The 21,563-nt window shown below is 59.8% G+C and carries 17 protein-coding genes and 1 riboswitch; of the genes, 7 read left to right on the top strand and 10 right to left on the bottom strand.

All coding sequences use genetic code 11. The annotated features are described in order from the left end of the window. Positions 1 to 296 precede the first annotated feature (296 nt). The 4 genes from NE562_RS04835 to NE562_RS04850 all read right to left on the bottom strand — a co-directional run bounded on the left by NE562_RS04835 (position 297) and on the right by NE562_RS04850 (position 5,757). Entirely contained in the window at positions 297 to 1,481 is a 1,185-nt protein-coding gene (locus NE562_RS04835; protein WP_280961267.1) for a cation:proton antiporter, read from the bottom strand. A gap of 49 nt (positions 1,482 to 1,530) precedes the next feature. Further along, positions 1,531 to 1,606: riboswitch (Fluoride riboswitch) on the bottom strand. A 41-nt stretch (positions 1,607 to 1,647) separates the two neighbouring features. Further along, positions 1,648 to 3,567, bottom strand: a complete 1,920-nt coding sequence (locus NE562_RS04840; RefSeq protein ID WP_419195986.1) for an ABC transporter ATP-binding protein — start codon at positions 3,565 to 3,567, stop codon at positions 1,648 to 1,650. After that, entirely contained in the window at positions 3,567 to 5,246 is a 1,680-nt protein-coding gene (locus NE562_RS04845; RefSeq protein ID WP_280961296.1) for an ABC transporter ATP-binding protein, read from the bottom strand. The genes NE562_RS04840 and NE562_RS04845 overlap by 1 nt, the downstream gene beginning before the upstream one ends. Next, positions 5,149 to 5,757, bottom strand: coding sequence for a MarR family winged helix-turn-helix transcriptional regulator (locus NE562_RS04850; RefSeq protein WP_280961268.1), 609 nt, complete (start codon positions 5,755 to 5,757; stop codon positions 5,149 to 5,151). The genes NE562_RS04845 and NE562_RS04850 overlap by 98 nt, the downstream gene beginning before the upstream one ends. 186 nt (positions 5,758 to 5,943) lie before the next feature. Between NE562_RS04850 and NE562_RS04855 the strand changes: the two genes are divergently transcribed. Continuing rightward, entirely contained in the window at positions 5,944 to 7,200 is a 1,257-nt protein-coding gene (locus tag NE562_RS04855) for a DNA polymerase Y family protein (protein WP_280961269.1), read from the top strand. Continuing rightward, positions 7,201 to 7,440, top strand: a complete 240-nt coding sequence (locus NE562_RS04860) for a hypothetical protein (protein WP_280961270.1) — start codon at positions 7,201 to 7,203, stop codon at positions 7,438 to 7,440. Between the two features lie 51 nt (positions 7,441 to 7,491). On the opposite strand, the gene NE562_RS04865 is transcribed toward NE562_RS04860, so the two are convergent. The 6 genes from NE562_RS04865 to NE562_RS04890 all read right to left on the bottom strand — a co-directional run bounded on the left by NE562_RS04865 (position 7,492) and on the right by NE562_RS04890 (position 14,628). After that, positions 7,492 to 8,814, bottom strand: coding sequence for a sensor histidine kinase (locus tag NE562_RS04865; protein WP_280961271.1), 1,323 nt, complete (start codon positions 8,812 to 8,814; stop codon positions 7,492 to 7,494). 85 nt (positions 8,815 to 8,899) lie between these two features. Next, on the bottom strand, positions 8,900 to 9,628 hold the full coding sequence (locus tag NE562_RS04870) for a M15 family metallopeptidase (protein WP_280961272.1): 729 nt from the start codon (positions 9,626 to 9,628) through the stop codon (positions 8,900 to 8,902). A gap of 92 nt (positions 9,629 to 9,720) precedes the next feature. Further along, on the bottom strand, positions 9,721 to 10,521 hold the full coding sequence (locus NE562_RS04875; protein ID WP_280961273.1) for a hypothetical protein: 801 nt from the start codon (positions 10,519 to 10,521) through the stop codon (positions 9,721 to 9,723). Continuing rightward, complete coding sequence (locus NE562_RS04880; protein ID WP_280961274.1) at positions 10,518 to 11,924, bottom strand: sensor histidine kinase; 1,407 nt, start codon at positions 11,922 to 11,924, stop codon at positions 10,518 to 10,520. The genes NE562_RS04875 and NE562_RS04880 overlap by 4 nt, the downstream gene beginning before the upstream one ends. Before the next feature lie 4 nt (positions 11,925 to 11,928). Further along, entirely contained in the window at positions 11,929 to 12,585 is a 657-nt protein-coding gene (locus tag NE562_RS04885) for a response regulator transcription factor (protein ID WP_280961275.1), read from the bottom strand. Between the two features lie 48 nt (positions 12,586 to 12,633). Continuing rightward, a complete protein-coding gene (locus tag NE562_RS04890; protein WP_280961276.1) occupies positions 12,634 to 14,628 on the bottom strand; it encodes a fructose-1,6-bisphosphatase in 1,995 nt (664 codons plus the stop codon). Between the two features lie 260 nt (positions 14,629 to 14,888). On the opposite strand from NE562_RS04890, the gene NE562_RS04895 reads away from it, so the two are divergent. The 5 genes from NE562_RS04895 to NE562_RS04915 all read left to right on the top strand — a co-directional run bounded on the left by NE562_RS04895 (position 14,889) and on the right by NE562_RS04915 (position 21,557). Then, on the top strand, positions 14,889 to 15,854 hold the full coding sequence (locus tag NE562_RS04895) for a sugar ABC transporter substrate-binding protein (RefSeq protein WP_280961277.1): 966 nt from the start codon (positions 14,889 to 14,891) through the stop codon (positions 15,852 to 15,854). A gap of 113 nt (positions 15,855 to 15,967) precedes the next feature. Continuing rightward, on the top strand, positions 15,968 to 16,933 hold the full coding sequence (locus tag NE562_RS04900) for an ABC transporter permease (protein WP_280961278.1): 966 nt from the start codon (positions 15,968 to 15,970) through the stop codon (positions 16,931 to 16,933). 1 nt (position 16,934) lies between these two features. Beyond that, positions 16,935 to 18,452, top strand: a complete 1,518-nt coding sequence (locus tag NE562_RS04905; RefSeq protein WP_280961279.1) for a sugar ABC transporter ATP-binding protein — start codon at positions 16,935 to 16,937, stop codon at positions 18,450 to 18,452. 22 nt (positions 18,453 to 18,474) lie between these two features. Beyond that, positions 18,475 to 19,971 (top strand): sensor histidine kinase, encoded by a 1,497-nt coding sequence (locus tag NE562_RS04910; RefSeq protein WP_280961280.1) that lies wholly within the window; start codon positions 18,475 to 18,477, stop codon positions 19,969 to 19,971. Continuing rightward, a complete protein-coding gene (locus NE562_RS04915) occupies positions 19,956 to 21,557 on the top strand; it encodes a response regulator (protein WP_280961281.1) in 1,602 nt (533 codons plus the stop codon). The genes NE562_RS04910 and NE562_RS04915 overlap by 16 nt, the downstream gene beginning before the upstream one ends. The last annotated feature ends 6 nt before the right edge of the window (positions 21,558 to 21,563 follow it).

Here is a 21,563-nt window from a genome sequence, read left to right on the forward strand (position 1 = left end):
CAAATCGTGAGCGAAGCGAACCACCAATCAAACGGAGCGCCGGGATATGTGGGTGCGCATAACAGGCCGGTCCGGCCGAGCGGAGCAATCCGTCCACTGAATCCCTAGGCACCCGGTACAGCGCCACAAAACGTCACACAGGTACAAAGGGGCGGCGCGCGCCGCCCCAGCCAGAAAATAGGGAAAAAGTGGAAGTCGAGAGGGAGAGGAAACCGTAAGGTGTCCGCTCCCTCTTGCCCTTGCGGCGGGCGCCGCAACGTCCCTTGCGGCTACCGCCGCGCATAAAATTGCGAGCGTTAGCGAGCCTCCTCGGACAGCAGCCGGCGGTAGGTCATATCCACGCCAAACGCGCCGAGCGGGGCGGTGATCAAAATGGCGAGCACGGCCACCGTCAGCACGATCTGGCCGCAAGCAAGCCCCATCGTCAGCGGAAGCGAGCCAATGGCCGCCTGCACGGTCGCCTTGGGCGTGTAGGCGATCATGCAGAACAGGCGTTCCTTCATGGACAGCGGGGTTTTCAGCAAGCATACAAAAACGCCGATCATGCGGAACACCAGCGCGCCGAAGATCACAAGAACCGCCGCCAGCCCGGCGGAGGCGGCGTACTGGATATCGACTGTGGCGCCGACCAGCACGAATAAAAGCACCTCGGCGGCTACCCAAAGTTTGGAGTACTTGGCCGAGAGCCGCCCCGCGACTTCGGGGCGGCGGCGGTTCACCGCGATGCCGCAGCTCATAACCGCGAGCAGGCCGGAAAAGGGGACCGTACCCTTCAGCGCGTTTTCCAGCGCCACCAGCAAAAACGAAATGCTGAGCAGCACCACCACCTTGGTGGAATCCCGCACATGGACGCGCCGGTAGAATGCCGCGAATGCCAGCCCAAGCGCAAGGCCGCCCACGATGCCCGTCACGATTGAAATGGGTATCTGCACAAAGGTGACGGGCGAAATCGTCCCGCCCTGCGCCAGCCCGGTAAAGGCGGCGAACATGACGATGACGAACACATCGTCCACCGAAGCCCCGGCAAGGATCATTTGCGGAATGCTGCGCCCGGTACCGTAGCCGCCCTCCATCAGCTTCAGCATTTTAGGAACGATCACCGCGGGGGATACCGCCGCAACCACCGCGCCCATAATGGCCGCGTCCAATACGGAAATGCCCAGCAGCCGGGGCGCGATCGTCACCATGCCCACCATTTCAAAGCAGGCGGGGACAAAACACATCAGTACGGCGGGCCGCCCCACCTTTTTCAGATCGTTCAGGTCGAGCGACAGCCCGGCCCGCGTTAAAATGATGATCAGCGCCACCTGCCGCAGATCGGCCGAAATGCCTAAAATAGAACCGTCCAGCAGGTTCAGCACATAGGGGCCGAGTATAATGCCCGTGATCAGCATGCCAAGCAGGCTGGGCAGCCGCAGCCTGCTGAAGAGCCACCCAAGGCTCATCCCCACCAGAAAAATCAGCGCAATACTGGTTAACATATCCTTCCTTTGCCTCCTTAACATAACAAAAAAGCTGATAACTCTGCAATCGCTTGCAGAAGTCATCAGCTTTTTAAGCGGTTTAGTGGTCACCCACAAGGGAGAACTTCATTCCCTGTTTTACTGATTATACCGGAAGCGCGGCAAAATGTCAATCCGCGTTTTGTTATTCCAGCTCGAACGCGCCGGTGTACAGCTGGTAGTACTTGCCGTGCTCGGCGATCAGTTGATCATGGTTGCCGCGCTCGATGATGCGGCCAAGCTCCAGCACCATAATGACGTCCGCGTTCTGCACGGTACTAAGTCTATGCGCGATCACAAACACCGTGCGGCCATACATCAGGCCGTCCATGCCGCGCTGGACGATGGACTCGGTGCGGGTGTCAATGCTGCTCGTCGCTTCGTCCAGAATCATGACCGGGGGATCGGCCACCGCCGCGCGGGCGATCGATAGCAGCTGGCGCTGGCCCTGCGACAGGCTGCCGCCGTCGCCGCCGATCTCGGTATCGTACCCCTCGGGCAGGCGGCGGATAAAGTCGTCCGCGCCCGCAAGCTGGGCCGCCGCCTCGATCTCTTGATCGTTGGCGTCGAGGTTGCCGTAGCGGATGTTGTCGCGGATCGTGCCGGTGAACAGGTTGGTATCCTGCAAAACGATGCCGAGCGAGCGCCGCAGATCGGCCTTTTTGATCTTATTGATGTTGATGCCGTCGTACCGGATCTTACCGTCCGCCAAATCGTAAAAGCGGTTGATCAGGTTGGTAATCGTGGTTTTGCCCGCGCCGGTCGCGCCGACAAAGGCCACCTTTTGGCCCGGTTCGGCGAACAGCGAAATATCGTGCAAGACGATCTTATCCGGGGTATAGCCGAAATCCACGTCGAAAAAGCGTACGTCGCCCTGCACGCGCTCGTAGGTGACCGTGCCGTCATCATGCGGGTGCTTCCAAGCCCAAACATTGGTCTTTTCCGGCGTTTCGTACAGGCTGCCGTCCGCGTTGATGCGGGCGTTGACCAGCGTGACGTAGCCGTCGTCCACCTCGGATTCCTCGTCCATCAGATCGAAAATGCGTTCCGCGCCCGCCAGCGCCATGACGATGGAGTTGACCTGCTGCGAAATCTGGCTGACCGGCTGGGTGAACGTCTTGGTCAGTTGCAGGAAGGAGGCGATCACGCCCAGCGTGATGCCGCCGCCAACGCCCGTGAGCGCCAGCGTGCCGCCGACCACCGCGACCAGCACGTACAAAAGGTTGCCGATGTTCATCATGATCGGCATCAGGATGTTGGCGAAGGTGTTGGCGCTCGTAGCGTTTAGGCGCAGCTCTTCATTGATCTCGTCAAACTGCTCCTTGCACTTTTCCTCGCGGCAAAATACCTTGACGACCTTTTGCCCGCCGATCATTTCCTCGATATAGCCGTTGACCTTGCCGAGGGATTTCTGCTGCTCGAGGAAGAACTTCGCGGAGTTGCCGCCGATCTTGCCGGTCACGCGCAGCATGACGAACACGCCGAGAATGACGAACAGCGTCAGCCACACGTTGGTGATCAGCATGGCGGCGAGCACGGCTATGATTGTGATGGCCGAGGAGAACATCTGCGGCACCGACTGCGAGAGCATCTGCTGCAGCGTATCGGTATCGTTGGTGTAGTGGCTCATCACATCGCCGTGGGTGTTGGTATCAAAGTAGCGGATGGGCAGCGATTGCATGTGGGCAAACATTTGGTCGCGCACGGTCTTTAAAACGCCCTGCGAGATCGAGACCATCAGCCGGTTGTAAAGGAAGGTTGACAAAATGCCGACGAGATACACGCCCGCCATCATGCCGAGCGCCCGGAGCAGCCCGCTAAACACCGGGTTCGCCTGCGCGAGCAGCGGGGTGATATAGTCGTCGATCAGCACGCGCAGAAACATGGAACCGCCCACGTTTGCCAGCGCGGACAGCACGATGCAGATCAAAACGACGAAGAATTTTGCGCTGTAACCTCTTTTAATATAGGCGAGCAGACGCGAAAGCGTCTTTTTCGGGCTTTTGGCCTTTTTGCCGCCGCCCATGCGGCCGCGGCGGCCGCCTCCCATCATCGGTCCCGGCATTATTCCTCGCCTCCCTTCTGCTGCTGGCGGTATACTTCCTGATAGATCTGGTTGGATGCGAGCAGGCTGTCGTGCGTGCCCACCGCGTCGATATGGCCGTTATCCATAATTATGATCTGGTCCGCGTCCTGCACCGAGGAAACGCGCTGCGCGATGATGATCTTCGTGGTATCCGGTATCTCCTCGGCAAAGGCGCGGCGGATCAGCGCGTCGGTCTTGGTATCGACCGCCGAGGTCGAATCGTCCAGAATGAGAATCTTGGGTTTTTTCAGCAGCGCGCGGGCGATGCAAAGGCGCTGCTTCTGGCCGCCCGATACGTTGGAGCCGCCCTGCTCGATATGGGTGTCGTAGCCGTCCGGCATCTGGGAGATGAAATCGTCGGCCTGCGCGAGCCGGCACACGCGCCGCAGCTCTTCGTCCGTGGCGTTTTCATTGCCCCAGCGCAGGTTTTCCTTGATCGTGCCGGAAAACAGCACGTTCTTTTGCAGCACCATCGCGACCTCGCTGCGCAGGGTATCCAGATGATACGCGCGCACATCGACGCCGCCGACCTTGACCGAGCCCTCGGTCACATCGTACAGACGGGGGATGAGCTGCACCAGCGTCGATTTGGCGGCGCCCGTGCCGCCAAGGATGCCGATGGTCTGCCCGGCCTTGATATCAAGGCTCACGTCGCGCAGGGCGAACTTGCTGTGGTCGCCCTTGTAGCTGAAGCTGACATGCTCGAAGGAGATGTCGCCGGTCTTTACCTCGGTCACCGGCTTTTCCGGGTCGTGCAGGTCGGACTTTTCGGAAAGCACCTCGCTGATTCGCTTTGCCGAAGCGCGGCTCATCGTGATCATGACGAACACCATCGCCACCATCATCAGGCTCATCAAAATCTGCATGATGTAGGAGAACAGGCTGGTCAGCTCGCCGGTCGTCATGCTGCCGCCGACGATCAGGCGCGCGCCGAACCACGAGATCAGCAGGATGCAGGCGTACATGCAAAACTGCATCAGCGGCATGGCGCAGGCCATGGTCTTTTGCGCCTTGGAAAATTCGCGGTACAAAAGGCCGGATACGCCTTTGAATTTTTCGGTCTCATACTCCTCGCGCACGTAGCTTTTGACCACGCGGATACCGGTTAGGTTTTCCTGCACCACGGTGTTCATGCGGTCGTAGGTCTGGAATACGCGGGTAAACACCGGGCTGACGATCTTCATCAGAATGCCCAGACCGATCGCCAGAATCGGCAGCACGGCAAGGAACACCCAAGCGACCTCGCTGTTGATGCGAAACGCCATGATCAGCGAAAAGATCAGCATGATCGGGCAGCGCACCGCGATGCGCGTGATCATCTGAAAGGAGTTTTGCACGTTGGTCACGTCGGTCGTCAATCGGGTGACGATCGACGAGGTCGAAAAACGATCGATGTTGGAAAACGAAAAATCCTGCACGGCGTAATACATATCGTGCCGCAGGTTGCGCGCAAAGCCGGCCGAGCCGCGCGCGGCATAGGTGCCCGCGAGCGCGCCGAACACCAGCGCGAGCATGGCGCACGCGATCAGGATCAGCCCGTATTTCCAAATTTCATTTAAATTACCCGCGTCTATGCCGCGGTCGATCAGGAGCGCCATCACCGTCGGTATGACCACCTCCATCACGACCTCGAGTATGACGAAAAACGGGGTGAGCAGCGCGTCCTTCTTGAACTCGCGCACGCATTTTGCCAGTTGTTTGATCATATTTTGTCTCCTCCGAAGCCTCGCGTTGGTATTGTTCCAGATTTACCCGTATTTTTTCACATACGGCAAACCAAATTTCCAGCTCTTCCTGTGTCACGCCGCGCTGCATGAGCGCCTCGGTCGCTTCCAAGCCCTGATGGATCTCTTGATTCAGCGCCCGCGCCTTATCCGTTAAAACCAGACGTTTTAAGCGCGCGTCGTGCGCGGATTGCTCGCGCCGCACCAGCCCATGCTGCTCCATGAGCTGTAAAATGCCGGTCGCTGTCGAGCGGCGCATGGCAAATTGCGTTTCGATATCCTTCTGGAAGCGGTCGCCCTGTCCCTCGGACTGGATCAGATAGTGCAGCACCATCGATTGCATGCCGGTGATGCAGTCGATATCCGATCCGGCCATCATGCACGCCATCTGGCGCTTGATCAGATTGTTCAGCATGCCCAGCTCAGCGCCGATCCGTTGTTTCACGATTGTTAGCCTCCTTACTGTTAGTATGCTAACATATTATACGCCGTTTTGCGTTAATGTCAACAGGGTTCACAGAAAGTTCACCAAACAAAAAAGGTCGATCACTTTACAAATAAAACCGCTTGAATTAATCGAACAAATGTTCTATAATTGCTGTACAGACCAAAGGAAAGAGAGGCGGCGTTTATGGCGCGCGTAATCCTGCATTCCGACTTGAACCATTTTTATGCGGCGGTAGAATGCCTGCACCACCCGGAGCTGCGCGGCAAGCCGGTCGCCGTGGCGGGCAATATCGAGCTGCGCCACGGCATCATCCTGACGCGCACGCCGGAAGCCCGCGCGCGGGGCGTGAAAACCGGCGAAGCCATTTGGCAGGCGCGCGAAAAATGCCCGGAGCTTATCACGCTGCCGCCGGATTTTGCTTCCTACCTGCGGTTTTCCGAATTGGCCCAGCGCATCTACGCGGACTATACCGACCAGATCGAGCCCTTCGGCATCGACGAAAGCTGGCTCGACGTGACGGACAGCGCCGCGGTCCGGGGCAGCGGGGAACAGATCGCGCAAGAGATCAGCGGCCGCGTCAAGAGCGAGCTGGGGCTTACCGTATCCATCGGCGTATCGTGGAACAAGATATTCGCCAAGCTGGGCAGCGATTACAAAAAGCCGGACGCGGTCACGGTATTTTCCCGGCAGAACTATAAGGAGCTGGTATGGCCGCTGCCGGTGGACGATCTATTGTGGATCGGCCCCGCGACCAAGCGCAAGCTGAAAAATCACAGCATCCAAACCATCGGCGAGCTGGCGCAGGCCGACCCGCGCCTGCTGCGCCCAAAGCTCGGCAAAATGGCCGACGTTTTGTGGGGCTTTGCCTGCGGGCTAGACCTGACGCCGGTGGCGCGGGCGGGAGCGGTGCCGCCGGTCAAATCGATCGGCAACGGCTGCACCGCCCCGCACGATCTGCGCTGTGACGAGGACGCCAAGGCCCTGCTGCTCACCCTGATCGAAGCGGTGGCCATGCGGCTGCGCGAGCAGGGCCTGTGCGCGGGCGGCGTGGCAATCGGCATTCGGGACTGCGAGCTGTGGAGCTTTGAACGGCAGTGCCGCCTGCCGCAGCCGACCGATATCACGGAGGAACTGATGGCGGCCGCGCTCGGCCTGTTTCGAGAAAGCTGGGATTGGCGGCGGCCCATTCGCTCGCTCACCGTGCGGGTCATACAGCTTTTGCCCGCGAACCAGCCGGTACAGCTCGATCTGTACCGCGACGAAGCGGGCCGCGAGCGCTTGGAAGCGCTCGACCAAACGCTCGACTGGCTGCGCCGCCGCTTCGGCAACGCCTGCGTGCAGCGCGCGAGCGTGCTGGCCGATCCCGATATCGCCCAGATCGACGCGAAGAAGGATCATATCATTCATCCGGTCGGCTTTTTCGGAAGGGAGGCGACATAAGTGGTACGCAAGGTATATGTGGATGTGCTCGCCGCGTGGAGCCGGGACGGGCGCATCACGCCGCGCGTGGTCAAGTGGGAGGACGGCCGCCGGTTCCCGATCGACCGCGTGCTCGATGTGCGCCCGGCTGTTTCGCTCAAAGCCGGCGGCGCGGGCACGCGCTATACCGTCCGCATCGGACAAACGCAAAGCTTTCTGTTTTTGGAGCAGGACCGCTGGTTCGTCGAAGCGCATGGGTGAGCGATAAAAACGAGACCGAAAGCAGCGGTACCGCTGCTTTCGGTCTCGTTTTTATATCAGCAAATGCATATGGAACCAGCCGTCCGCCACCTGATAGTCGAGCACGCCGCCCCAGCGGGCGGCGAAGATGGCGATGCTGCGGGTGCCGTAGCCGTGCCCGGGGCGTGTGGCGCGGGGCAGGGAGGTGAGTGGGTCGAGCAATGTGTCAAAGGGGCAGGTGTTGGATACGGTGAGCAAAAATTGCGCGCCATGCGTTTCGCCCAGAACCTTTACCGCGCGTTCGCGGCCCTTTGGCAGCGCCAGACAAGCGTGCAGCGCGTTTTCCAGCGCGTTGGAAAGCACGGTGGAAAGCTCGGCAAGGTCGGGTTCCAGCGTTTCCGGCAGGCGCAATGCTACCTGATACCGGGCGTCGCACTGTTCAAGCGCGTCCCCGTAGGAGGAGAGCACCGCGTCAAGTACCGGGCGGCCGGTGTAGCGGGTGATGGTTTGGCGGGTTTGCTCCAACCCGTTTAACGTTTGCTGCGTGCGCTGCAGCAGCGCGCGGGCTTCCTCGTACGCGCCCGCGTCGATGCATGTGGAAAGCGCATTGACGTGATGCCGCAGATCGTGGCGGAAAACGCGCTCGGCCTCGTCCTGCCGAATAATTTCATCCGCCCGGCGCACAACCGCGGCCATCTGCGTGCGCAGCACGTCGTTATCGTGCGTTTGCTGCTGCCGCAGGTAGACCGAGCGGAAAAGATAATGCAGTATGCTGTACACCGTGAAGGCGAACGCCAGCAGCGAGACCGAAAAAAACACAGGAAAGCGACGGCCGCCGTGGGTATAATCGCTCAGCGCCAGCGTGACGAACATCAGCGCCGCAAACATGCTCAGCGGCACGGCGTACAGATGCCCCCAATACGTGCTGTCCGATTGCTTCAGCTGCAGCATGAGCGGTTTGAAAAAACGCCGCACCAGCAGGTAGGAGAGCACGGTTAGGGGCAGCTTAAACACCAGACGGGACTCGTCCGGATACAGGAGCAGGAGCAGGCCGGACAGCGTGCTGCAAAAACAGGCCACCGTGCACATGACGCAAACGGAAAACCAGAAGGCGGGTGTGCGGCGGCGGTAGCAGGTGGCCATGCCGAGCATGCTGAAAATACAGAATAGGAGCTTGAATAGAACCATGTAGTGCGATACATATAGGATCGGCTGCAGCAGCAGGATCGCAATGACGAGCAGGCCCCACATGCCTTTGCGGCCCGGTTTCCAATCGTCGTTCAGCGTCAGCATACCGGCGAACAACAGGACGCAGGAAAGGGAAGATGAAATGTTTTCAAGAAAATATCCGAATGCACTGTCTGGAATCAGCGCGGCCATAGCGCTGGGCGACATAGCGCTCTCCCCTTCCTATTCATAAGTCAAACTATAATGCCTTATTATATAGGAAATCGGTAGAAAAAGCAAGAAATGGGTCGGATCAGGCCGTGGCGCCGAGGTATTCCTCCAAACAGACCCCCTGCGACATGATTTCGTTCGCGGCGGTCTCTCCGACATAGCGGTAGTGCCACGGCTCGTAGCCGACGCCGGTCACATCGCTTTTATCGGTCGGATAGCGCAGGATAAAGCCGTAGGCCGCGCAGTTTTCGATCAGCCATTGCTGCTCGGCGGTCTGCTCCTGCTGCTCGTCGAGCAGCTGATAGGATTCGGCCACGATGTCGACCGCAAGACCGAGCTGGTGTTCGCTGGTGCCGGGGGCGGCGACCCAACCGGCGGCCAGCCGCGTGGCTTCCTCCACGGAATAGCCTTGATTTAAGTAGCTTGCCACCTTGTTTTGAAACAGCTCGGTCTGCTTTTCGTTCGTGCGGTAGGAGGAGCAGATCAGCGGGCGCAGACCCACCGCGCGCGCGTCGTCCATCATACGCTGCAGCGCGGGGTAAACGCGCGAGTCGATGGCTTGTCCGTTACGCAGCTCGGTCAGCTCGATCTGGGGATTGCCCTCGATCGGGTTTTTGGCGTTTACAAGTGTGAGCTGCCAAGCGTCCTTCGGCTGGATCACGGTCTCGTTGCCTGTATTGACAACGCCCGGCAGGATCGAGCGCGGCGTGCGCCCGCAGAGGAATCCGGCCAGCGCGGCAAGGAGCAGCAGGCATAGCACAAGCGGCGCCGTGCGGCGGCGTTTTCGGGAGATATGGGCAGGAGCTTTCATAAAAAACAGTCCTTTCGTTTTCTGTGCGTTTTCCACAGTATACGAAAGGACTGTATCGTACTTCGCGCGTTTTTGCATCAAAGTGGCATCTTTTAGTTATGGTTGATAGAAACGGCGTCGTCGCCGAAACGCGAGGTGCTGCGCATGCTGTCCGCGGCGAGCGAGAATGCCGGCGGGTCGCTCAACACAATGTCGATCGCGTAGGTCGTGCCGTGGAAGAAATAGCGGGAGGAAGCCCCTTCCACCAGATAGTCCTCGTAGCCGTACGCGGCGCCTACCGGGTCGAGCGTGAGGGAAACGCCGAGCTGCTTGGCAAAGCCCTCCGCCATAGCGGCGGAATCAAGCAGCATTTTTTCCATCGTGTGTTCATCCATATCCGGATCGTCCGGCGGGCGGTAAGAGGAAAGGGCGTACACCGCTCCCGTCTCCACATCCATGGTCAGCTCGACGCTGCCGCCGGTGCAGGAGAGCAGCATGACGTAAACGCTGACGCTTTCCCCCGTGGTTCGGTCGCGGTACAGCAAGCGGCTGACGGGGTTGTATTGGTATTCGCAGCTCGCGGCGGGGAAGTCGGCGGGCAGCACGCCGTAATCCACCAGTGTTTGCAGGGCGGCGCGCGCGTCGGTCAAGGCGGTTTGCTGCTCCTTTTCGGGCGGCTGCTGCACCACGAAGATGAGGCCGCTGTCATCCTGCGTCCTGCCCCGGCGCACCAGATCGATGCGCTGCGGCGGGGCGGTCGGCTGCGCGCCGGCCTCCTCGCGCAGCGGCTCGGTGTGGGTCACGCCGAACAGGCCGCGGTCCTGCACGCGCGAGGCGAACGCGGGCAGGATGGCCGCCGTCAGCACGACCGCGAGGGAGAGCAGGGGCAGCAGCGGAAAGGCTCGTTTGCTCATGCGTCGCCGCCCCCCTTCAGAAAAATGGTTACACGGGTGCCTTGCCCCGGAATGCTGCGGAAGGTGAGTCTGGCGCCGTGCAGCGCCACGATCCGCTGGCAGATCGCAAGGCCCAGTCCCGCGCCGCCTTGCGCGCGGGCGCGCGATTTATCCACCATGTAAAACGCTTCCGTGATACGCTCCAGCTCCTCCGGGGGAATGCCCTTGCCGTTGTCGTAGATGGAAATGCGGTAGCCGCCGTCCGGCTGGCTCACGCCCTCCAGCAGCACCGCGCCGCCGCCGTCCATCGCCTTGCGGGCGTTGTCCATCAGGTTGAGCAGAACGGTGTGCATCAGATCGGGCTCCACCTGTAAGACCGCGTCCTCGCAGCGTACGGCAAACGCGATGTTCGCATTCGCAAAAACCGGCCGCAGCCCAAGCTCAACCCGTTCAAACAGCACGCGCGCGGGCACGGAGCGCAGGGGGAAAACCTGCTTGTCCAGCACGATCAGGTCCATCAGCTTGCGGGAAAGCGCTTCCAGCCGCTTACCTTCGGTAAAAATATAGCCCGCGGATTCCGCGACCTGTTCGGGCGAGGAAGGGCGCGAACGCAGCAGATCGGCATAGCCGATGATGGAGGTCAGCGGGGTCTTGGTCTCGTGCGCGAAGCTGCCGACGAAATCCTCCTGCCGCCGGGCCGCGTCCTTTAATTCGTCCACCATGGCTTCCAGCCGCTCGGCCATCGCGTTGAAATCGGCCGACAGCTTGCCCAGCTCGTCCCGGCTGGTGACGGGCACGCGCTGGTTGAACGCGCCGCCCGCGACGTGACGCACCGCGACCGAGAGCCGCCGCAGCGGCCGCGTGAGCAGGCTGGACACCGCGAAGGTGACCAGCCCCACGGCCGCGATCAGCGCCAGCATCAAATAAAAGAAGCGGTGGTACTGATCGTCGCGCGTGTCGAACAGATCGGTAATCTCGCGAAAGTTTTCCAGAAAAACCATGCCGTCGGACAGGGTCAGCGGGCTGGCGGCGTGCACATAGGTCCGCTCGCCGAGCTGCATCAGCTCGTACCCGCGCTGTTCTGCGCCGAGCGATGCGAGCATGTCCACATCGCCCGCCGCGCCGTCGCCGGTGAAGAGCGCGTCGCCGTTCGGCTCGGTCAGGCGAAAGGGGATCGTGCCGCGCCCGGTCTCGATGCGCACCGACTGCGCGACCAGCGCGAGCGATTCGCGGTCGGTCGCGTAGCCGTTTTGCAGCTCGCGGTCGATCGCGTACCATAAAACGTCGTTTTCCTCGTAAGCGGCGGTGATCTCGCGTTTGAGCGAGGTGCGAAACTGCGAATCGATCAGCCAAAAGCCGCCCAGACTGATCGACAACGCCGTGATGACCACTGTGCTGCAAAAGATCTTCCAGAAAAAGCGCAAGCGATCACCCCTCCAAGCGGTAGCCGATCTTGTAAACAGCCTTTAGGCGATCCTCCAGCCCGCATTTTTTGCGCATGCGCTGAATGTGCAGGTCGACCGTGCGGCTGTCGCCGAGGTATTCCTCGCCCCACACCTTTTCATAGATGCGGTCGCGGTACAGGGCGATATTTTTATTCTGCACAAACAAAAGCAGCAGCTCGTATTCCTTGGCGGTCAGCGGTATGGGCTCGCCGTTTTTATGCACCATGCGGGAAAGCGTGTCGATTTCCACGTCGTAAAACACGATGCGCTGTTCGTTTTTGCCATAGCGCCGCAGCACGGTCTCCACGCGTGCGAGCAGCTCCATCAACTCGAACGGCTTTACAATGTAGTCCTCCGCGCCCAGCCGCAGGCCGCTCACACGGTCCTGCACATCGGCACGGGCGGTCAGAAAAATAACGGGTATGCCGAGCGGGCGGATATATTCAAACAGCTCGTAGCCGTTGGCGCCCGGCAGCATGATGTCGAGCAGCACCAGATCAAACGGATTTTTTTCAAGCAGATCGGCGGCGGACAGCCCGTCAAATGCACAGGTGCAGCGATAGCCGGCGTCCGTCAGCGTCTGCCGGATCAGGTTGGAGATCGGCGCTTCGTCCTCGACGATCAATATGGTGTTGTTCATATGGATCACCTCTCGTCAAGAATACCGCGTTTCTCCATCATTTTTGCATCATTGGGGCGGAACGGGCGCGCCGTTGTCCTCCTTGATCTCGCCGCGGCGGTAGGCGGCAAGCAGGTCCTTCAGGTCGCCGATCATGCGCTTCAGCCGCAGGCCGATGTCGGTCTCGCCGATCAGGATGCGGGCTTCCGAGCGGTCGAACGCCATGGAGGTCGAAAGAATATCCTTGTTATTGCGTATCGCGTCCCGCTTGCCGGAAAACGGCTCGTGCGCGGTCAGGTGGATGCCCCACGAATCGTACACGAGCGTGTAGCCCGCGATGCCGGTGGTCGGCTGGTAGGCGCGGCAGAAGCCGCCGTCGATCACGATCAGGCGGCCGTCCGCTTTGATCGGGCTTTCGCCGTCCTTTGTCTTGACCGGTACGTGGCCGTTGACGATGTGGCAGTGCTCGCCCTCCAGCCCAAATTCCGCGAGGATGCGCACGCAGACCTCGTCCTCATTATAATAGGAATAGTAGGGGTTTTTCGGCTCGGCCCAGATGGTTTGGTCCGCGATCAGGCGGCGTTCAAAGGTCGCGATATGGTCGCGCCCGAACAGCGGCGAGTGCCGGCCGCACCAAAGGAACCACAAAAAGTCCTTGCCGAACTGCCGTTCCGCCGTGCCCTCGCGGGCGTAATAGCCCTGCCGCGCGACGGTCTCCGCGTAATCGAGCAGGGCCTTGCCCGAATAGGTCTTGTGATCAAAGGTAAACTGCATGAACTGGCCGTCCTCCGTCATCGGGATGCAGCCGTGGTACAGCAGGTTGCCGTTAAAGCATTTATACAGACCGCCCTTGGAATACAGGAAGCGGATGTGGCGCTGCAGCTTTTCCGAGCGCAGAAAGGCGTTTTTCAGCTGCGCCATCAATTCGTGCTCTTCCGGCGAAAGCCGGTAGGGGTCGGCGGGATCGATGGTGGGGAAGTTCGTATCGCGCAGTGGATATTCGTCGTCGCCGATGCGCACGGTGCCGCGCGCAAAATCGATCTTGTCCAGCAGCAGCCGGTCCTCCATGCGGAAAGCCGGGCAGCGCAGGATGGTTTGCCCTTCCAGCTTGAACTGGATTACCGCGATCGCCTTGTGCATCCGGGCGGCCATGGTCAAGTCCTTGGCGGTGGCGGATTCGTCGTCCACCTGCTTGGTTTGGAAACAGGATTGCTCGGCGCTGCACTTATACACCTCGTTTGCAAACAGCGCGAGCGGACGAAGGCTGATGCCGTAGCCCGTTTCGATCATTTCAAGGTTGTTGTAGGTGATGGAATTGCTTAAAACCGTGGCGATGCAGGTGCGGCTGCCGGTCGCCGCGCCCATCCACAGCACATCGTGGTTGCCCCACTGGATATCGACCGAATGGTGGTCCATCAAAAGGTCCATGATGATATCGGCGCGCGGTCCGCGGTCAAAGATATCGCCCACGATATGCAGATGGTCGACGACCAGCCGTTTAATGAGGTTGCACATCGAGATGATGAAATATTCGGCCTGATCGATGTCGATGATGGTCGAGATCACGCTTTCAAAATATTCGCGCTTATTGAAAATATCGTTGCCCTTGTTGAGCAGCTCGTTGATGATATCGCGCGTTTCGGGCGGCATGGCGCGGCGCACCTTGGAGCGCGTGTATTTGGATGCGCACAGGCGGCAGATCTCGAGCAGCCGACCCAGCGTGATGCGGTACCATTCGGCGGCGTCAGGCGCGGCCTGCACCAGTTCTTCCAGCTTTTCCTCCGGGTAGTAGATCAGCGTCGCCAGTTGGGCGCGTTCATCCGCGGGCAGGCTGTCCCGCAGCACGATCTCTACCTTTTCACGCACCGCGCCCGAAGCGTTATTTAGGATATGTACAAAGGCCTCGGCTTCGCCGTGCAGGTCGCTCATAAAGTGCTCGGTGCCCTTGGGCAGGTGCAAGATCGCCTGCAAATGGATGATTTCGCTGCTGGCGGCCTGTACGTTCGGATATTGCCTTGCGAGCAGGCGCAAATAATCGCGCCGGTCGTCTGATTGTATCGTCATAGGATGGGTTCCTCCTTTGCGTTGTCCTTCCTCCATAGTATGACATATTTGCATGCAAAGCACAAAGGCTTTTGTGCGGAAACTGCAAAAATTACGCAAAGAGAAACGGCGCGGCGGAACGCGAAGAAGCTGAAAACATAAAATAGTACAAGGATCAAAAAATTATCCTATAGGCGCGGGCCGGGGGCAATGGTAGTATAAAAGCACAGGAAGCGGCGGTGCACGCCGCAAAAAGAGCGGACTTAACAGGAGGGAAAACAATGAGCAAAAAGAAATGGGCGGGTCTTTTCGCCATCCTTACGGCTGCGGCGGTGACGCTGGCCGGCTGCGGCGGCGCGGACGGGGCAAAGACGGCGGATGGGGCGGACAAGCTGCGCTTCACCTTCGTTTGCCCGATCCAAGGAAACGTGTACTGGAATACCTGTGTGGACGGCATGGAAAAAGCGGCGGAGGAGATCGGCAATATCGATATTTCTGTCGTCGGCCCGACGCAGATCGATACGACCCAGTTTATCAAGGATTTGGATTCGACGATCGCTTCCAAGCCGGACGGCATCATGATCATGTGCTACGACGAGTCGATGATCGGCGCGAGCATTGACAACGCGACAAAGTCGGGGATCCCGGTGGTCACCATCGACACGGACGGGCCAAACACCTCGCGCGTGGCCTATTACGGCACGGCCAATTACGACGCGGGCGTGCAGGCGGGTCAGGCGATGGTGGAGCTGACCGGCGGTAAGGCCAAAATCGTGGTGGAGACGGCCGACCTGTCCGCGAAGAACATGCAGGACCGCATGAACGGCTTTTTATCCGTTGTGGAAAAGGAGCCGGGTATGGAGGTGCTGACGACGGTGGCCGCGGCGGACGTGCTGGAGGGCGCCGAGGTGGCGCAGCAGTTTTTGACCGCGTACCCCGATATTTCGGCGATTTTCTGCGCCGAGGGTCAGGGCTCCAAGGGCATCGCCAAAACGCTGGTGGAACGAGATCTGGCTGGAAAGATCACAATGGTTACCTTTGACGAGGACGAGGAACTGCTGCGCAATATCGAGGACGGCGTCATCACCGCGACGGTGGCGCAGGATCCGTACACGATGGGCTACAAGGGCGTCAACGCGCTCAAGACCCTCATCGACGGCGGAACGATCGAACAGGAGGTCAACAACGTGCCTGTGACGACGGTGACCAAGGACAACGTGGCGGAAATGCTGAAAAAGTACGAATAAAACGGATCACGCCCGCCAGGGCGGCAGCAAGGCTCTGGAGGCAGAACGCGCACGCCTCCCGGGCCTTGCTTTATTTACATTAATCCATAAGGAAAAGAAGTGAAGGAGTATCCATGGAAAAGGTAAAAAGTATTTTAAAGAAGCGCGAGATGAACATCCTGATCCCGCTGATCATCGTTTGCATCGCGACGACCATGCTGGCGCCGCAGTTTGCAAGCAAGACCAACGTTCTCGATCTGATGCGCAGCATTTCGTTTTCCGTTATCACGGCGGTGGGCATGACGTTCGTCATTACGAGCGGCAATCTGGACCTGTCGGTTGGATCAACGCTGACCATTTCAGGCATGTGCGCGGGCCTGTGCCTGACAAGCGGCATCCCGACCGTGCCGTCTATTTTAATCGCAATGGCGCTCGCCGTGCTGATCGGCGCGCTGAACGGTTTCCTTTCGGTCAAGGTGGGCATGCCGTCCATCATTGCCACGCTCGGCATCTCCTACATATCCAAGGGCATCGTATTCGTTGTTTCGCGCGGAACGCCGTATTACCCGTTCCCGGAATCGTTCAATCTGATCGGACAGGGCAAGATCGGGTCGCTGCACTATTCCATACTAATCGCGGCGGTCATTACGGTATTCTTTGGCTATGTGCTGTATTCGACCAAATACGGGCGCGTGGTATTCGCGCTGGGGGGGAACCGCGAAGCGACCCGTCTGGCGGGCATTAATGTGGATCGGTACATGATGAGCATTTATATTCTGTGCTCGGCTCTGGCGGGCTTTGTCGGGATATTGACCGCGTCCCGCATGGGCACGGCGGTGGCGAACGCGGGCGAGGGCAAGGACCTGATGATCGCCGCGGGCGTCATCATAGGCGGCACCAGCTTTACCGGCGGCGTCGGCACGATGGTGGGCACGGTGATCGGCGCCTCGCTGATGGAGGTGCTGACGAACGCGCTGGTCATGGTACACATTTCGGCATACTGGCAGAATGTGCTGATCGGCGCGCTGATGATTTTGGCCGTCAGCTTGGACACCATTCGCACCAACCCCAAGTTCCGCAAGCGGAGGAGAAAGGCATGATATGAGTAAAATCGTATTGGAAATGAAGCATATCACCAAGGAATTCCCCGGGGTGCGCGCGCTGGACGACGTTTCGCTGGAAGCGAACGAGGGGGAGATCCTTGCGATCATGGGCGAGAACGGCGCGGGCAAATCGACCCTGATGAAGGTGCTCTCCGGCTCGTACGACCAAAGCTCCTTTCAGGGACAGATATGCATAGACGGCAAGGAGACGCATTTTCAAAGCCCATCCGATTCGGAAAACGCGGGCATTGCGATGATCTATCAGGAGATCAGCGTGCATCTGGACTTGAGCGTGGCGGAAAATATGTTTATGGGGCACTGGCCGCTCGGCAGGGGCGGACGGGTGCTGTTCAAACAGATGTACCGCGACACGGCCGAAAAGCTGCGGCTGGTGCGGCTGGATGTGGACCCGAAGGCGGGCATGCGCGGGCTGAACACCAGCCAGATGCAGCTGGTGACCATCGCGCGCGCGCTGTCAAAAAACCCGCGGATTCTGGTACTCGACGAGCCGACCAGCGCGCTGACCGAGTCCGAGGCCGAGCAGTTGTTCGACATCCTGCGCGACCTCCGGGCGCGGGGCATCACGATCATTCTGATCTCCCACAAGATGGACGAGGTCTTGGCGCACGCCGACCGCGTCACCATCATGCGCGACGGCAGGGTGATCGCCTCGTATCCGGTTGCAAATGCGGACAAAGACACTATAATTAAAGATATGGTCGGCCGGTCGTTTGAATCGTTTTATCCCGCGCGGCCCTACGAGCCGCAACCCGTGTGTTTCAGTGTGCGGCACTTTACCGTGCGGCACCCGTTTTCGGACAAACGCTATATCGTGGACGACGTGTCGCTGGAGCTGAGGCGCGGCGAAATACTGGGCCTCGCGGGTCTGGTGGGCGCGGGCCGAAGCGAACTGATGGCGGCGGTATTCGGAAAAACGGATAAAATAAGCGGCGAAGTGTATTTGGACGGCGAAAAGATCGAGATCCGCTCGCCGGAGGACGCGATCAGGCACGGCATCGCGCTGGTGACGGAGGATCGAAAGGCGGACGGCTTTGTCGGGAAGCGGAGCATTGTGGACAACATCTGTCTGGCGAGTCTGGATAAGGCGCGGCGCGGCCTGCATCTGTCGCGCCGGATCGAGCGGGAAAACAGCAAAAAGCTGTTTGACGACATGGACATCCGCGCGCCCTCGATGGAGGTGCTGCTGGACACGCTTTCTGGCGGCAACCAGCAAAAGGTCGTCTTAAGCAAATGCCTGATGACCGAGCCGCGCATCCTGATTCTGGACGAACCGACGAAGGGGATCGATGTGGCGGCCAAGAACAAGATTTACAACGTTATGATCGATCTGGCAAAGCAGGGCGTTTCAATCATCATGATCTCCTCTGAAATGCCTGAGCTGATCTCAATGAGCGACCGGGTGGCCGTATTATCCTATGGACACAAGGCGGGCGAGCTCACGGGAGCGGAGATCACGCAGGAAAATATCCTAAAATGCGCGATGAAGTATTCGTAAAACAAGGAGAAAGGGCTGCGGCATGAAGCGTTCAAGATGGGGCGGCGGAACTGGGTCCGTGAGCAGGCAGCTGCACGGCGCCCTGTGGAGGACGGTAAGCGCGACCGTATTGGTTTTTTTGTTCATCCTCATATCGATGAACCTGCTGGCGGGAAGAATTATCGAGCAGACCGAGCTGTTTCAGACGTTTAACCGTTTGTTCGCGCACGCCGCGCAGGTAGAGCGGGACGCGTTCGCCATGCAGTACACCGGGACGGCGGAGGACCGGCGTAGCTGCCGGGACAGCCTGATCGCGCTCCAAAGCGACGCTGCGCAGCTGCGGGCGATCTGCCCATCGCGCGCGGTGGAGGACCTTTACCGGCACGTCGACACCTATGCGGAAGCCGTGCGGCGCGCGATGGACACGCGCGCCGGAGCGTCGGGGAACTGGAGGGATTATACGGATCAGCAATACCTCGGCCACCTGATGCAGGAGCGGTATACGGGCGTATATGTCTCCGTAACGGACACGTACGAGACGCGGCTGGCCTACTACAAGCGGCTGCAAACGGCGTGTCTGGCGTTTTCCATTGCGATAGGGGCGGCTTATCTGCTTGCCGCGACATGGAACATCACCGCGGTTGCGCGGCGGTTTACCGAGCCGGTGACCGCGCTCGCCGCGGCGGCGCGGCGGGTGAATCTGGGCGAGCTTTCGCCCGTCACGCTGCCCGAGGTCGGGGACAACGAGATCGGCCTGCTGATCGACACGTTTGATTCCATGCTGTCGCGCATTCGCAGCCAGATGCTGGACCTTAAGGATAAATACCGCATTGAAAGAAAGCTGCACGAGCAGGAACTGGGCAACCTAAAGCTGAAATCAAGGGTGCAGGAGATGCAGTATCAAATGCTGTGCGCGCAGATCAACCCCCACTTTTTATTCAACGCGCTGGGCAGTGTATCGGCCACCGCCTACTGTGAAAACGCGGAAAAAACGGCCGCGCTGTGCACCAGTCTGGCGAGCTTTTTGCGCTATGTGCTGCGCGATATCAACCGTACCATTACGGTGCGGGACGAAGTAAACAACGTGCGGGACTATCTGTTCATCCAGCAGATGCGGTATGGGTCGGAAATCGACGTGGATATCAACATCGAGGCGGGGTGCGAGGAACTGGAGCTGCCCTCAATGGTGCTGCAGCCGCTGGTAGAGAATGCTTTCGTACACGGCTGGCAGACACACGAGGGCGGCGGCGCCGAGCGGTATATCGGCATTGCGGCTTACCGCTCGGGAGAACGGGCCAGCCTGAGTGTGTTCGACAATGGGCAGGGCATGCCGCCGCAAAAGGTGGAGGAGCTCAACCATATTCTGGAGCAGGAGGACGACACGGTGGGCGAGTCCGTCGGTGTATACAATGTACTGCGTCGGTTCCAAATTTTCTGTGGCGGCAGCATGCGGTACCGTTTTGACAGCCGGCAGGGCGAATATACGGAGGTGACCATTAGCTTTCCGCTGAAAAGGGGTGGAACATGTACAGCTTACTGATCGCGGAGGACGAACCGCTGGAGCGCCGTGCGCTGCGGAAGATCATCGGCGGCGCGTTTTCGGACATCGTGCTGCTGCCGGACGCGACCAACGGCCGCGAAACAGTGGCCAGAGTGGGGCGGTTCGACCCGGACCTGCTGCTGCTCGATATCCAAATGCCGTATTTAAACGGGATCGAGGTGCTGAAGACGCTGCGCGCGGGCGGATATCCGGGCGAGATCATCATACTGACCGCGCACGATCAATTCGATTACGTAAAGGACGCGCTGAACTACGGCGCGAACGCGTTTTTACTAAAGCCCGAAACAAAGGACAAGATCGTCCGCACGGTGGGCGAAAGTCTGGAACGGCTCAGTTGTACGCGGCAGCGGCAGATGACGCAGCAGCAGAAGGAAAGCATTTTGGCCGGTATGGCGGACTATATCGTGCGGGAGACCATTTTGCGCATTGTCGACGGCGACGAACCGACGCCCGAAATGCTGCGGCAGCTGGCGGAAATGGGCATTTCGTTTTCGACCGGCTTCTTCGCCATTGTCGAACTCCGGTGGCGGGATTTGGAACAGGCCGCGCTTGCGCCGGACCGGCAGCGGTCGAATTTGGAGAAAGCGCGGCAGGCGGTCAAGGGCGGACTGCGCTTGGATGGGATGACCGTGGTGTCCCCGGTGCGGGGCGGCACGTTTTCGGTGTTTCTCGCCTCGTCCAAGCTGCGCAGTATGATCTGGTATCGGTATGTCGTATCCGAGCTGGCAAAGCAAATTACAGAGCTGGTGCGCGGCGCGCTGCTTCTGACGCCGCGGATCGGCGTGGGTGGGGCGAAAACCGAGATCGGCCATTTCCGGCAATCTTACTTAGAGAGCGTACAAGCGCTTTACCAGACTAGCGAGGAGAAAAACGCGGCCGTACACGAGCCGCACTATTTGAAAGCGCTGGACGACTGCGCGGCGCAGATCGGCCGGATGGATACCGCGGGGGACGCCGGGCAGCTGATACGGCAGGCGGATGAGCTGCTGAGCGGTCTGCTCGACCAGCCCGCCGCCCGCACGATCGAGGAGACGCGCGGGCTGGCGGCGGTGTTTTGGATCAGCCTGTATAAGCACTTTGAGCCGGATTATGAGACGAACGGCCGGTATGAGATCCGCGCGGACGAGCTGTCCGACGCGCCGGACGCCGGGGCGGTGCGCGCGCTGGTGCGCGATAAGCTGGGCGCGCTGCTCGCGGCGCGGCGCAAGCAAACGGCGATCAGCCCGGTGGTGCGCCGCGCGATGCAGCACATCCAGCGGCACTATGCGGACGATCTGTCGCTCGATGCGATGTCGCAGGCGCTGGGGGTGACGCCCGCCTATATCAGCTTCCTGCTGCGCCGGGAGCTGGGGCAGACCTTTTCCGAGTATCTGCTCGACGTGCGCATGGGACACCTGCGCACGCTGCTGCAAGAGGGCGACTATTCGGTCAGCGAGCTGGCGGGCAGGCTGGGCTACAAGGACGCGGCGTATTTTTGCCGCGTCGTCAAAAAGGCAATGGGAAAAACCGTGGGACAGATCAAGAACGAACTGCGGGCGGACGGAAGCCCGCCCGAACCGGAATGAGACAGG

Source organism: Butyricicoccus faecihominis, assembly GCF_024462775.1.
Classification (GTDB): domain Bacteria; phylum Bacillota; class Clostridia; order Oscillospirales; family Butyricicoccaceae; genus Agathobaculum; species Agathobaculum faecihominis_A.

Coding starts and splice junctions, on each gene's coding strand:
- NE562_RS04915 (WP_280961281.1), top strand. CDS start 19,956: ATGTACAGCTTACTGATCGCGGAGGACGAACCGCTGGAGCGCCGTGCG.
- NE562_RS04885 (WP_280961275.1), bottom strand. CDS start 12,585: ATGAACAACACCATATTGATCGTCGAGGACGAAGCGCCGATCTCCAAC.
- NE562_RS04840 (WP_419195986.1), bottom strand. CDS start 3,567: ATGCCGGGACCGATGATGGGAGGCGGCCGCCGCGGCCGCATGGGCGGC.
- NE562_RS04910 (WP_280961280.1), top strand. CDS start 18,475: ATGAAGCGTTCAAGATGGGGCGGCGGAACTGGGTCCGTGAGCAGGCAG.
- NE562_RS04900 (WP_280961278.1), top strand. CDS start 15,968: ATGGAAAAGGTAAAAAGTATTTTAAAGAAGCGCGAGATGAACATCCTG.
- NE562_RS04895 (WP_280961277.1), top strand. CDS start 14,889: ATGAGCAAAAAGAAATGGGCGGGTCTTTTCGCCATCCTTACGGCTGCG.
- NE562_RS04835 (WP_280961267.1), bottom strand. CDS start 1,481: ATGTTAACCAGTATTGCGCTGATTTTTCTGGTGGGGATGAGCCTTGGG.
- NE562_RS04855 (WP_280961269.1), top strand. CDS start 5,944: ATGGCGCGCGTAATCCTGCATTCCGACTTGAACCATTTTTATGCGGCG.
- NE562_RS04875 (WP_280961273.1), bottom strand. CDS start 10,521: ATGAGCAAACGAGCCTTTCCGCTGCTGCCCCTGCTCTCCCTCGCGGTC.
- NE562_RS04890 (WP_280961276.1), bottom strand. CDS start 14,628: ATGACGATACAATCAGACGACCGGCGCGATTATTTGCGCCTGCTCGCA.
- NE562_RS04865 (WP_280961271.1), bottom strand. CDS start 8,814: ATGTCGCCCAGCGCTATGGCCGCGCTGATTCCAGACAGTGCATTCGGA.
- NE562_RS04870 (WP_280961272.1), bottom strand. CDS start 9,628: ATGAAAGCTCCTGCCCATATCTCCCGAAAACGCCGCCGCACGGCGCCG.
- NE562_RS04905 (WP_280961279.1), top strand. CDS start 16,935: ATGAGTAAAATCGTATTGGAAATGAAGCATATCACCAAGGAATTCCCC.